This is a genomic window from Shinella sp. NM-101 (genome assembly GCF_021401195.1).
In the GTDB taxonomy this organism is placed as follows: domain Bacteria; phylum Pseudomonadota; class Alphaproteobacteria; order Rhizobiales; family Rhizobiaceae; genus Shinella.
In genome coordinates this window covers 38,442-50,339 of sequence record NZ_JACBFT010000002.1, presented here as the reverse complement: position 1 = coordinate 50,339, position 11,898 = coordinate 38,442, and the positions used below count along the sequence as shown (strand labels likewise).

Below are 11,898 nucleotides of genomic sequence, written 5' to 3'. Positions count from 1 at the left end.
ATAAGGGCCGAAACGGCGCAACGGACGAACTGGCCTTCCCGGCACCGCACGCACAGTTCATCTCGAAAGTGGCTGCATGAACGCAAAATGCATCCGCGAAAAACCGGAATTTTCAGCCCGCTCGCCGGATTTTTTAGCCGTGCAGGGCCCGGGCCGGGCCGGAAAGGGGCGCGGCGAGAACGCTGCGATAGGCCTGCCGCACGGTTTCGGCAAAGGTGAAGGGTCCCGGTCGCAGGCCGGACGCGACCGCCCCGACGACGGAAAGCCCGCGCAGGGGCTCGCCCTGGCGAAGGAGACGGCCGCTGTCGTCGACGGAGAGGGTCGCGACATCGCATCCGAGCAGCCCGGCGAGAGCACGGGCGGAGGGGACCTCGCGGCAGTCGACGGTATTCTCGTCACCCGACTTCGGATCGCGCGGCGGAACGAAGCGGGTATGGCCGGTTTCGAATTCCGCGGCGAGGCGACGGTGGATCTCGCCCGCGATGCGGACCGAAAAATGCCGGTGCAGGCGAAGGAGGTGGCGGCGGTAATGATTGCGCTCGCCCTGCGGCAGGTTGCGCCAGACCACGGAGAGGCGGTCGGAAGCCGCATCGACGACGCCCTGCCAGCGGCCGCCGTCGCGGGCTTGCGCGATGCTGCATTCCCCGCGGATATACCGGAAGGCCTCGCGCAGCGAACGGCTGGCGGGCGGTGTGCCGAAGGCCATGCCTTCGTAACCGCGGCCATGCGGCTGCGGCAGGCGGCCGGCCGCGGCAGCGACGTGAATGTCACCGGCAAAGCCCCGCTTCCTCAGATCGAGCAGGATGGCGGCAAGGCGTGGGCCGTTGCCGACAAGGGTGAGCGGCGGCGGGTTCTCCTGGGCCGAAAGCCGCTCGGCCGCGGCGATCGCGCCACGCCAGGAAGCCGCCTCGCGCTGCGCGGCACCGAAGCCGGTCGCGACGAAGACGTGGTCGAAGACGGCGCCCTCGCCATCCCGGAACGCGACGCGCACGCCTTCGGTGTTCGTACAGAGATGGCCCACGGTGCCGCTGATGGTGCGGATGCGGACGTCCCTGCGCAGGGAAAGCGCCTCGCCGAAGCGGCCCATCGCATAATCGCGAAACAGCGCGCGCGGCACATGCAGGTCCTGCGGGCCTCGCAAGGCCGAAACCGTGCCGGCGGCAAGGAGGTTGTCCTTCAGCCAGCGGGCAAAATCGTCCGGCCGGTCGGGAAGGATCGAAAGATCGCGCGCGGGCTCCGCCGTCAGCGCCGCACCGGCCGGCCCGTCGCCGAAGGCGCCGGGCGCATCCTCGGCATCGATCATCCAGGCCTCGAAGGGGCGGTGGAACCGCCGCATCAGCGCAATGACCGTGGCAAGGCCGGAAGGCCCCGCGCCGATCACCGCGATCCTTGCCATCGTCGGCGTGCCCGCAGGCGGGGCACCTTCTCCCGCGATCGTTTCGAAGAACATGCCTGTCCCTTCCCTGCACGATGGAGCCAGAAGCGGAAGACAGGATAACGCAGCCTCCGATAATTTTCTACCTTTTTAGTAGAATAATCGACCGGCACTTTTCACCGGCTCCGGAGCGCCGGAAAATCGGCGCTTGCCCGCCGGGCGGGGCCGCGCGAAACACCGTGACCGATCCCGAAACGGCAAACCGATCTATACAATCTCTATAGAATATGGTCTTTCTTACCCGATAATGCCTGTGCGCCCTGGAACAGCATCCCGCAAGGAGCAGACGACATGGGTACTCTCTCATCGGCACTCGACCGCTCGGCACGAACGGCCGCCATCATCGGAACCGAAGACGAAGCCATTGCCGCCGCCGGCAGGATAGCGGAGGCCTTCAGCCTGCCCGCACAGGACAGCGCGGCGGCCGAAGCCCGCCACGAACTTCTCTCCCGCACCGGCCTTTTCGGCATATCGGTGCCGACCGAACATGGCGGGATCGACGTTTCCAACACGGTCCTCGCCGAGGTCTGCGCACTGGCCGCCGCCGGTTCGGCAGCGCTCGGGGAAGTCCTCGCGGCCCATTTCGTCGCCGTGGAAAAGGTCCGCAGCCACGGCAGCGAGAGCCAGCGGAACACCGTCTTTTCCGCGGTCCTCGCCGGCGCGCGCCTCGCCCGGGCCTCCGCCCGCCGGAACAGCGAGGCGGCCGATGGCCTTCCGCTCGCCGCAAGCGGCCTTGCCTGGCGGCTGGGCGGCGAGGCCCTCTGTACGCCCTGCGCCCGCCACGCCGACTGGCTGCTGATGCCCGTGCGCCTCGACGGCGGCCGGCCGGCGGTCCTGCTGCTTCCCACGCGCCTCGACGGCTTGCATTACGTCGCCAATAGCTGCGAGCCGGTGGCCGGCGGCACGCAGGCCGCCGAGCATGTGCTGTTCAAGGATGTGCTTGTCGACGGCGATACGCTGCTGCAGCCTGCCGGCGAGGCGGCCACGCATGGCGTTCCCCGCTCGCTCGACCTGCTGCTCGAGGCGGCACGCCGGAAGGGTGGCGCCCGCGCAGCCCTGCGGCATCTCCTCGACGAGGCGACGGGCGAACCCGTCGTGAGCGGCCTTCTTTCCGCGCGGCTCGCCGCGGCCGACGCGATGACCGCCGAGGCGGGCCGCGCCATTGACGCCGCCCAGATCGGCCTTGCCGACCAGCACCGGACAAACGCTTTCCTTGCCGCTGTCGCCGCACTCGCAGCGGCCGAGGAAGCCGCCGCAGCCATCCTGCGAGTATCAGATCCACCCGGGGAAGGAACCGTCCTCACCGCTTCCCTCTCCCCGCACCTCCGCGCCATCCTTGGGGAAAGCGGTGAGCTGTTCCGGACGGAAAATCGCCGGCAGCCGGAGACGGAGAGCTGAGACGTGGCATGAGGCCGCTATCCCACGCAAGACGGGTTCGCTTTCGGCAAAAAAAATGGGCCGACGGAAACCGCGGCCCATGAAGTGTGAAGGTCAAAAACCTCCAGAGGGGAACAGCTGCTGCGGCGGCACTGGGAGGAAAACCGCCATGTGCATCAGCTGTGTGCACTATGGCTGTTTTTTGATCAGATGGAAAACATTTATTGTGCAGTGCAGCTATGCGTGCGCTGCAATGCTCCCCTTCAGATGTCGCTGCCTGCGACATAGAGCGCGGCAAGCGCCTCGAAACCGGCCTGGTCTTCCGCCGTGAAGCGGCCGGGCGTGGGGCTGTCGAGATCGAGCACACCAAGGACCGCACCATCGCGGATGAGCGGCACCACGAGCTCGGAGCGCGAGGCGGCATCGCAGGCGATATGGCCGGGAAAGGCGTGCACATCGGGCACGAGTTGGCTGCGCCCTTCGGCGACGGCGCTGCCGCACACACCCTTGCCGACGGCAATGCGCACGCAGGCGACCTTGCCCTGGAAGGGACCGAGCACGAGTTCCGCCGGCGTTTTCAGGAAGTAGAATCCCGCCCAGTTGAGATCGGCGACCGCATCGTAGACCAGCGCCGAAAGATTGGCGGCATTGGCAATGGCATCGCGCTCGCCGTGCAGGAGGCCCTCGGCCTGGGCGCGCAGTTCGCGGTAGAAGCCCGGCTTGTCGGCGGCTTCGATCTTGCGGATGTCGTGCATGGCAGGGCTCCCCGAACGGACATGGCCGCGCCGTCGATAGACCCGGAAGCCGCCGCTGGCAAGAAGGGCGTAAGACATGCGGTCGGCCGGCGAGACGAAATGCGGGAAGGAAAGGGCGGGCAGCGGCGTGCGCTGCCCGCTCGAGGTGCCGGCTATTTCCGGTGGTGAACCGGTTGGAGGCCATAGACCGGCGTGGGGAGGTTTTCCAGGCGCGCCTTGAGCTGGAGCGCCAGATATTGGGAATAGTGGCGCGACTGGTGCAGGTTGCCGCCGTGGAACCACAGCGCCGCCTGCTGCGTCGGCTTCCACATGTTGCGCTGCTCGCCCTCCCAGGGACCCGGATCCTTCGGGGTATCGGAGCCGAGGCCCCAGACCTTGCCGACCCGGTCGGCCGTCTCCTGGTCGATGAGATCGGCGACCCAGCCGTTCATCGAGCCGTAACCCGTCGCATAGACGATGACGTCGGCCGGGATCTCCCTGCCGTCCGAAAGCTTCACGGCATTCTCCGTGATCTCCTCGACCTGCCCGGCGGCAAGCTTCACCTTGCCGTCGATGATGAGCTGGGAAGCGCCGATGTCGATATAATAGCCGGAGCCGCGCCGCAGGTATTTCATGAAGAGGCCCGAGCCGTCCGCGCCCCAGTCGAGCTGGAAGCCGGCCTTTTCCAGCGCCGCGTAGAAGTCGGCGTCGCGCTCGCGCATCCTGTCGTAGAGCGGGATCTGGAATTCGTGCATGATCCGGTAGGGCAGCGAGGCGAAGATGAGGTCGGCCTTCTGCGTCGTCACGCCGTTCGCCAGCGCCTCCTCTGAATAGAGCGCGCCGAGGCCGATATCCATCAAGGTATCCGACTTGACGATATGGGTCGTCGAGCGTTGGATCATGGTGACGTCGACGCCGGCCTCGTAGAGCGCCGCGCAGATGTCATGGGCAGAATTGTTCGAGCCGATGACGACGACCTTTTTACCCTTGTAGCCGTCCGGCCCCGGATGCTGCGAGGAATGGTGCTGGTCGCCGGCAAAGCGCTCGCGTCCCTTGAAGTCGGGAATGTTCGCCTTGCCGGACATGCCGGTCGCGAAGACGAGCTGCTTCGGCCGCAGCACCACCTCCTCGCCGTCGCGGTCGACGACGACGGTCCATTCCTGCGCCGCCTCGTCCCATTTCGCGGACTTTGCGGTGGAACGGGTCCAGTAGTTCAGCTCCATGACCTTCGTGTAGAATTCCAGCCAGTCGCCGATCTTGTCCTTCGGCGCGAAGACCGGCCAGTTCTTCGGAAAGTCGATATAGGGCAGGTGGTCGTACCAGACGGGATCGTGCAGGCAGAGCGACTTGTAGCGCTTGCGCCAGCTGTCGCCCGGCCGGTCGTTCTTCTCGAGGATGATGGTGGGCACGCCGAGCTGGCGCAGCCGCGCACCGAGCGCGATGCCGCCCTGCCCGCCGCCGATGATGACGACATAGGGCTGCTTCTCGTAGCCGAGCGTGCGCTCCTCCTCCTCGCGCTCCTCCTTCCAGGTCTTTGCGCCGAGGTTCTGGCCATGCTTCGCACCGAGCGGGCGGGTGAAGCCGGATTTCTCCTCATGGCCCTTCAGCTCGGAAAGCGCCGTCAGCAACGTCCAGATGAGGCCGTCCTTGAAGCGCACGAGGCCGTAGCCGCAGCCGGTCGCCGTCTCGAAGGTGATCCAGCTTTCGAGGACGCCGTCGTTCTCCGTCGCCTCCTCGCCCGAAGCGACCCGCCAGTTCGACGGCTTGGCGGCGGAAAGCTGCGATTGCAGCATGTCGCGCACCTGGTCGCGGCCTTCGACGGTCTTGATGTTCCAGGTGAAGGCGACGAGGTCGCGCCAATAGCACTCCTCGGCGAAAAGGTTGACGGCATCGTCGATCCGGCCGGCGGCAAGGGCCGCGCCGAGCGCATCGAGAAGTGTCTGGACGCGGGTGGTGGGGGTTTTCTCGAGCATCGTTTCTCCTCCTGCTCAGTGGAAAACGGGACGGCTCCTCAACCGTCCCGCAGAACGGACCGGCCTATCGCGTGAGGTCGATCAGGATCTTCAGGTGCCTGCCGGCAGGGTCGAGCAACTGGTCGAACCCTTCGGTGACGGCCTCGCCGAGCGAGACACGTTTCGTGACGATGCGGCTCGCCGGAATCTGGCCGCTGGCGATCAGCCGGGCGACGCGCGGCCAGTAGTGGGTCGGGTAGGCCCAGGAGCCGCGGATATCGATGTCCTTGAAGGTGACGTCGAACCAGTTCAGCGGGTTCTCGCCGGGGTGAAGCCCGGTCTGCACCACGACGCCCTGCTTGCGCACGGCATCCGCGCAATTCTTCAACGCATGCTCGTTGCCGACGCATTCGATGGCGACATCGCAGCCGACGCCGCCCTCCGTCTCGGCGCGGATGACGTCGCCCACCTTTTCCGTCCTTGGGTTTATGGTGCGCACCTCGCCCAGCGCCTCCCGCGCCAGAGACAGCCGGGTATCATTGAGATCGGACAGGAATATCTGCGAGGCCCCAGCCGCCCGCGCCGCCATGGCGACGAGAATGCCGATCGGTCCCGCGCCGGTGACGAGCACGCTGTTGCCGGCCGTCACGCCACCACGATCGCAGGCGTAGACGGCGACCGCGGTCGGCTCGATCAGGGCGGCTTCCTCGTCGCTCAGCGCATCGGGAATGGGCTGGACGTTATAGTCGTTGACAAGCGCTGCCTGCGCCATGCCGCCGGAATGCCAGGACAGGCCGGCGAGCGCGAGGTTGCCACTGAGGTGGAACAGGCCGCGGTCGGCATAGTAGTCGCCATGGCGGGGCATGATCAGCGGCTGGATCGAGACACGATCCCCCGGCTTTACATGGCCGACCCCTTCGCCGACGGCCTTGACGACCCCGCCGAATTCGTGGCCGAGGATCTGCGGGCCGTGCGCGCCGGTAAACGGATGCGGTTCCTTCGGCACGAAGATCGGGCCATAGGCATATTCATGCAGGTCCGTGCCGCAGATACCGCAGAAGCGGTTCTCGACCAGCACCTCGCCCGGGCCGGGCGACGGCGGCGCATCGACCTCCTCGATACGCAGGTCCTTGGCGGCGTGGAAGCGCAGAGCTTTCATTGAGTTCCTCCTGTCGTTCTTGCGCAGGAGGATCAGCAAGCACCGTGCCAGAACGGCCGATGGCAGAATTTACAAGTTCTATCAATGGCTTCCACCAAAGGAAGCCGGATCGCGGAGCGGGATGCAACAGGTGGCGTGCGACAGGTGTTGCAGCCGTTGCGTCAGTTGAGCCGCTTGAGGCGGCGGTGGATGGTGGAGCGGTTGACGCCGAGCTTGCGGGCGAGCGCGGAAACGTTGTTGCCGCAGTCGGTAAGGGCCTGGCGCAGGGCGTCCTCGCCGCCGGGCCGGGCGGCGGCCGGTTCGGCGAAAAGGTGATCCGGCAGGCTGTCGGTGCCGATCACGCCGCCCTCCGACAGCGCCGCCGCCACGCGCAGCGCATTGGAGAGTTCCCGCAGGTTGCCCGGCCAGTCATGGGCGAGCAGCACGGCCCGCGCCGCCCTGTCGAGCCGGTAGGACGCGCCGTTCTCCTTCTCGATGCGGGCGAGGAGCTGGTCGACGAGCCAGCCGAGATCCTGCCGCTCCCGGAGCGCCGGCAGGCTCAGCGTCGCCGCGTTGAGGCGATAATAGAGGTCCTGCCGGAAGCGGCCTTCCCGCACCAGTTCCGCAAGATCGCGGTGCGAGGCGGAGAGAACCCTGAGGCGCACCGTGCGCGCCTTGAGCGCCCCGACCGGCTGCACCTCGTTTTCCGAGAGCACGCGCAGGAGCCGGCTTTGCAGGGCCAGCGGCATGTCGCCGATCTCGTCGAGGAAGAGCGTGCCGCCGCTCGCCTCCTCGATCAGGCCGCGCTTGCCCTTCTGGCTGGCGCCGGTAAAGGCGCCCGGCGCATAGCCGAAGAGCTCGGATTCGATGAGATGTTCGGGGATCGCCGCGCAATTGACCGCGACGAAGGCGCCGCTGCCGCCGCAACCGTCATGGATCGCCCGCGCCAGGAACTCCTTGCCGCTGCCCGTCTCGCCCTGGATGAGGATCGGGATATCGCGCGCCGCAAGCTTTGCCGCGCGCGCCTGCACCCGCTCCATCGCGGCGTCGCCGTTGCTGAGGTCCCGGAGCGCCCGCGGCAGGCGCGGCTGCGCCGGCACGGCCGGACGAAGATTGACCGCCGGCGCGACGGCGCTCGCGAACAGCACCAGCCCGTTGCGCGCCTGAAGCAGCCGCTCGCCGTTCGACCGGCCGCGCATGAAGCGCGGCAGGTCGTCGACGTCGATGTCGAAGACCTGCGAAATCGGCTGGCCGAGGAAATCGCGGGTGGAAAGGCCGGCAAGGTTCATCGAACGGGCGAGCGCGCCGAAGCCGCCATGGGTGAGGCCGGTGATGCGGCCGCTGCCGTCGAGCGCGATGGCGGCATCGGGATCGACATCGAGGAATTCCGGCGAGCGGGCAAGGCGCAGCACCCAGTCGTTGCGGGTGCGGGTCATGAGATTGGCAAGCTCGATGCGCCGCGCGGTGGAGGCGACGAGATGCAGCGCAAGCTGCTGGCTCGTCTTCACCGTCGGCGAGCGGAGCTGCGAGATGTCGAGCACGGCCGTCAGGCTGCCCAGCGTGTCGAAGACCGGCGCGGCGGTGCAGGTAAGGCCGATATGGCTGGTATCGAAATGGTCGTCCTGGTGTATGATGACAGGCTCGCCGGAGACCATGCAGGCCCCGACCGCGCAGGTGCCCGCCCGGTTCTCCGACCATTCCGAGCCGAGATAGAGCCCCGCCTTGCGCAACTGGTTGTCGAAGGTCGGATCGCCCATGAAATCGACGGTGACGCCGCGCGCATCGGAAAGCAGCAGCACGTAGTTCTGCCCGGCCACCTGGTTGAACAGCGCTTCCAGACCCGAGCGGCCGATGCGGATCAGCTCCTCGGCCTGCTCGCGATGCTCGCGCAGCTTCAGTTCGGGAACGATATAGGCTTCCTGCGCGACGGCCGGATCGAGCTTGTAGTCGTTGAGGCAGCGCAGCCAGGACTGGATGACGGGCGCATCGCGCGGGCTGACCGCGCCCATGCCGACGCGTTCGATCTCCCGTATGTGCGACAGCGTCGACACCATCCAGACATCCTCCCGCGCGCATGGTCGCACAGGAGGGCCCGTCCGGCAATCGCCTTGCGCAGGGAACGCGGCCGCCGGCTGGATGCGCCTATGGCAGGACCATGAAGGCGAGGTAGACGGCTACACCGACCAGAACCGTGCCGAAAAGGCTGCGCGTCAGGAACGCCACGGCCGCACAGCCCGCCGCGGCCGCGACGGTCGCGGCCGTCCCTCCCGGCTCGCCGGCATATTTCACAAGTTCCAGCGTCACGATCGCCATCATGATGGCGGAGGGGATGAAGCCGAGCCAGGCCATGGCGAAGGCCGGCAGCCGCACGCCCGCCAGGAAGACGATGGGCAGGGCACGCACACAGATCGTCATCGCCGCGCAGATGGCGACAGTCACGAGGAAGGAACCGGTCATGCCGTCCTCCCGCGGCGGGCCTGCATCTGCAGCGCGGTGGCGCAGATCGTCGCGGCGAGCGCCGTGGCGATCAGGATGGAGACGTTGACGTCGAGGAACCCCATGGTGCCGAGGACGGCCGCGGCCGAGACGACCATCGCCACGATCTCCAGCCGCTTCTGCGCGCTGCCGAAATAGTTGAGCGCCAGAAGGCCGATGAACATTGCCGTCAGGCTGAAACCGAGACCGTGCGAAATGCCGGCGGGAATGACCGCGGCAAACATCGCTCCGACGACGTTGGCGACGATCCAGTTCGCATAGGCGGCGACGTTGAGGCCGAGCATCCACCGGAACGGCAGCGCGCCGTGCCGTCCGGCATGCTGCGCGGCGACACCGAAGGTCTCGTCGGTCAACAGCACGCCGCTGGCGAATTTCTGCATCATGGACGAGCCGGAGAAGAAGCGGGCGAGATAGGAACTCATCAGCAGGTAGCGGATGTTCACGAGCAGCACGGCCAGCGCCACGGCGGCCGGGCCTGCCCCCGCCGCCCAGAGCGAATAGAAGAGGAACTGCGCCGAACCGGCATAGAGGAACGCGGCGAGCAGCAGGATCTCGGGGACGCTGAATCCCGAAACAGCCCCGATGGCGCCGGAGGCGAACCCGATGCTCCAGTAGCCGAGGATCGTCGGCCCGCAGGCGATCACGCCTTCTGTGAAGGCGGACCGCCCGCCCTGTATCGTCATGTTCCGTTCTGGCATGTCATCCAACGCTGAAAGCATCCGTTTGTTGATCGTCCGGCCGCCGGCGGGTAGAGATGCTTGTCCGCTCGCGCAACACCGACCCGGACGGATACACCACTTGTCGAAACGGGGATTGGAAAATCCTGCGCAGCCACGATCCCGATATAGGACGACCCGCCCGGCCGAGGGGCGAGGACATCCGCCTGTGGCGCGATGGCGACATCGCGGGCACCGAGATGCTGCGTGCGCTGCGGACCGCGCACCGCTATCCCGCCCACTCCCACGACGAGTTCGTTATCGCCACCTTCGAGGCGGGCGCGCAGCATCATACCGTCGCCAGCCGGCCGGGCCTTGCCGTTTCCGGCTCGGTGATGGTCATTTCCCCGGGAGAGGTGCATACGGGCGAACCGGCCGCGCAAGCGGGAATGTGGTCCTACCGCGCCTTCTATCCGAAGACCGAAGTGCTGGAGGAAATCGCCGAGGACCTCTTCGGCGGGCAGGGCATCCATCTCGATTTCGGCCGCCGGCCGCTCTGGCAGGACCGGGAGGCGGCGAACCACCTGAGCCGGATGCACGCGCGCATCGAGGGCGCGCGCGACCCGCTCGAAAAGCAGGATGCCCTCCTGTCCGCCTTCGCCCCGCTGATCCGGCGCTACGGCCAGTCGTCGACCGGCACGGCACGCCGGCAACCGCCGGCGGGCAATGTCGGGCGCGCGATCGACCTCATCCACGCCTGCTTCGAGCAGAGGCTCACCACCGCCGACATCGCCCGCAGCGTCGGCCTCAGCGATTTCCACTTCATGCGCTCCTTCAAGGAAAAGACCGGCATGACGGTGCACGCCTACCTGACGCAGGTCCGCCTGCAGGCCGCGAAGGACCGCCTCGCGGCCGGCCTGTCGCCGGCGGAAACCGCAACCAGCGTCGGCTTCTTCGACCAGAGCCACTTCACGAACCACTTCCGCACGAGCTTCGGCGTGACGCCACGCCGCTTCGCCGCCTCGTGCTGCTGATCGCGCTCAGGCGACCGAAAGCCCGGCCTCGCCCTCGTCCACCCTGCCGATGACCGCCGCGTCGAAGCCCTGCCCGCGGAAGACCTCCAGGACCCCGGCGACGGACGAGGGCGCGCAGGCGACGAGCAGGCCGCCGCTCGTCTGCGGGTCGCACAGCAGCGCCTGGTCGACCGCCGTCATCTCGCGCGCCAAGGCGACGTCCCTGCCGTAGCTCGCCCAGTTGCGGCCGGAGGCTCCGGTTATGAAGCCGGCGGCGGCAAGGTCGCGCGCGCCTTCGAGGAGGGGCACCGCGGACCAGTCGACATGAAGGCGGCAACCCGCGCCGCGCGCCATTTCCAGCGCATGGCCGGCCAGGCCGAAGCCGGTGACGTCGGTCATGGCGTGCACGCCTTCGAGCCGGGCAAGGTCCGGCCCCGGCGTGTTGAGGCGGGTCGTCGTTTCGATCATCCGGGCATAGCCGGCGGCATCGAGCGCGCCCTTCTTCAACGCCGCCGAGAAGATGCCGACGCCGAGCGGCTTGCCGAGAACCAGCACGTCTCCCGGCCGCGCCCCGGCATTGCTCCTGATATCGGCGGGATCAACGAGGCCGATGGCGACGAGGCCGTAGATCGGCTCGACGGAATCGATCGTGTGGCCGCCGGCAACGGGGATGCCTGCCGCCCGGCAGGCCGCGGCACCGCCGTCGAGGATCGCGCCGATCGTCGCGGTCGAGAGCGTGTTGACGGGCATGCCGACCAGCGCCAGCGCGAAGAGCGGCGTGCCGCCCATGGCATAGACGTCGCTGATCGCATTGGTCGCGGCGATGCGGCCGAAATCGTGCGGATCGTCGACGATCGGCATGAAGAAATCCGTGGTGGCAACGACGGCCTGGCGGTCGTTGAGCCGGTAGACGGCCGCATCGTCGGCGGTCTCGATGCCGACCAGCAGCTCCGGCGGCACCGGCAGCATCGTCCGCCCGCGCAGGATTTCCGAGAGCACGCCGGGCGCGATCTTGCAGCCGCAGCCCCCGCCATGGGCAAGCGAGGTGAGGCGCGGCTCGGCGGAAACGGCAGCGTCGGACATGGCTCTGAACTCCC

The 11,898-nt window shown here is 67.6% G+C and carries 10 protein-coding genes; 2 read left to right on the top strand and 8 right to left on the bottom strand.

The genetic code is table 11. From position 1 onward, the window contains the following. Nucleotides 1-133: 133 nt before the first annotated feature. Nucleotides 134-1,450, bottom strand: a complete 1,317-nt coding sequence (locus tag L0976_RS04080) for an FAD/NAD(P)-binding protein (RefSeq protein WP_234186247.1) — start codon at nt 1,448-1,450, stop codon at nt 134-136. A 276-nt stretch (nt 1,451-1,726) separates the two neighbouring features. Here L0976_RS04080 and L0976_RS04075 point away from each other — a divergent pair, with 276 nt between their 5' ends. After that, entirely contained in the window at nt 1,727-2,833 is a 1,107-nt protein-coding gene (locus tag L0976_RS04075; protein ID WP_234186246.1) for an acyl-CoA dehydrogenase family protein, read from the top strand. Nucleotides 2,834-3,075: 242 nt separating this feature from the next. Here L0976_RS04075 and L0976_RS04070 read toward each other — a convergent pair whose 3' ends face one another. The 6 genes from L0976_RS04070 to L0976_RS04045 all read right to left on the bottom strand — a co-directional run bounded on the left by L0976_RS04070 (nt 3,076) and on the right by L0976_RS04045 (nt 9,815). Further along, the gene (locus L0976_RS04070) at nt 3,076-3,567 is read right to left on the bottom strand and encodes a GAF domain-containing protein (protein ID WP_234186245.1); all 492 of its coding nucleotides are present in this window, start codon (nt 3,565-3,567) and stop codon (nt 3,076-3,078) included. Between the two features lie 152 nt (nt 3,568-3,719). Beyond that, nucleotides 3,720-5,519 carry an NAD(P)/FAD-dependent oxidoreductase gene (locus L0976_RS04065; RefSeq protein ID WP_234186244.1) on the bottom strand — a complete coding sequence of 600 codons (1,800 nt, stop codon included), beginning with the start codon at nt 5,517-5,519 and terminating at the stop codon, nt 3,720-3,722. A 64-nt stretch (nt 5,520-5,583) separates the two neighbouring features. Continuing rightward, nucleotides 5,584-6,657 carry a 2,3-butanediol dehydrogenase gene (locus L0976_RS04060; RefSeq protein WP_234186243.1) on the bottom strand — a complete coding sequence of 358 codons (1,074 nt, stop codon included), beginning with the start codon at nt 6,655-6,657 and terminating at the stop codon, nt 5,584-5,586. Nucleotides 6,658-6,818: 161 nt separating this feature from the next. Beyond that, nucleotides 6,819-8,690: a sigma-54-dependent Fis family transcriptional regulator gene (locus L0976_RS04055; RefSeq protein WP_234186242.1), complete on the bottom strand. Its 1,872-nt coding sequence runs from the start codon at nt 8,688-8,690 to the stop codon at nt 6,819-6,821. A gap of 88 nt (nt 8,691-8,778) precedes the next feature. Further along, entirely contained in the window at nt 8,779-9,093 is a 315-nt protein-coding gene (locus tag L0976_RS04050) for an AzlD domain-containing protein (RefSeq protein ID WP_203316274.1), read from the bottom strand. Then, the gene (locus tag L0976_RS04045; protein ID WP_234186241.1) at nt 9,090-9,815 is read right to left on the bottom strand and encodes an AzlC family ABC transporter permease; all 726 of its coding nucleotides are present in this window, start codon (nt 9,813-9,815) and stop codon (nt 9,090-9,092) included. The genes L0976_RS04050 and L0976_RS04045 overlap by 4 nt, the downstream gene beginning before the upstream one ends. Nucleotides 9,816-9,886: 71 nt before the next feature. Here L0976_RS04045 and L0976_RS04040 point away from each other — a divergent pair, with 71 nt between their 5' ends. After that, the gene (locus L0976_RS04040; RefSeq protein ID WP_234186240.1) at nt 9,887-10,822 is read left to right on the top strand and encodes an AraC family transcriptional regulator; all 936 of its coding nucleotides are present in this window, start codon (nt 9,887-9,889) and stop codon (nt 10,820-10,822) included. A gap of 6 nt (nt 10,823-10,828) precedes the next feature. On the opposite strand, the gene selD is transcribed toward L0976_RS04040, so the two are convergent. Continuing rightward, nucleotides 10,829-11,884 (bottom strand): selenide, water dikinase SelD, encoded by a 1,056-nt coding sequence (gene selD, locus L0976_RS04035; protein ID WP_234186239.1) that lies wholly within the window; start codon nt 11,882-11,884, stop codon nt 10,829-10,831. Nucleotides 11,885-11,898 lie beyond the last annotated feature (14 nt).

Coding starts and splice junctions, on each gene's coding strand:
- L0976_RS04080 (WP_234186247.1), bottom strand. CDS start 1,450: ATGTTCTTCGAAACGATCGCGGGAGAAGGTGCCCCGCCTGCGGGCACG.
- L0976_RS04075 (WP_234186246.1), top strand. CDS start 1,727: ATGGGTACTCTCTCATCGGCACTCGACCGCTCGGCACGAACGGCCGCC.
- L0976_RS04070 (WP_234186245.1), bottom strand. CDS start 3,567: ATGCACGACATCCGCAAGATCGAAGCCGCCGACAAGCCGGGCTTCTAC.
- L0976_RS04065 (WP_234186244.1), bottom strand. CDS start 5,519: ATGCTCGAGAAAACCCCCACCACCCGCGTCCAGACACTTCTCGATGCG.
- L0976_RS04060 (WP_234186243.1), bottom strand. CDS start 6,657: ATGAAAGCTCTGCGCTTCCACGCCGCCAAGGACCTGCGTATCGAGGAG.
- L0976_RS04055 (WP_234186242.1), bottom strand. CDS start 8,690: ATGGTGTCGACGCTGTCGCACATACGGGAGATCGAACGCGTCGGCATG.
- L0976_RS04050 (WP_203316274.1), bottom strand. CDS start 9,093: ATGACCGGTTCCTTCCTCGTGACTGTCGCCATCTGCGCGGCGATGACG.
- L0976_RS04045 (WP_234186241.1), bottom strand. CDS start 9,815: ATGACGATACAGGGCGGGCGGTCCGCCTTCACAGAAGGCGTGATCGCC.
- L0976_RS04040 (WP_234186240.1), top strand. CDS start 9,887: ATGCTTGTCCGCTCGCGCAACACCGACCCGGACGGATACACCACTTGT.
- selD (WP_234186239.1), bottom strand. CDS start 11,884: ATGTCCGACGCTGCCGTTTCCGCCGAGCCGCGCCTCACCTCGCTTGCC.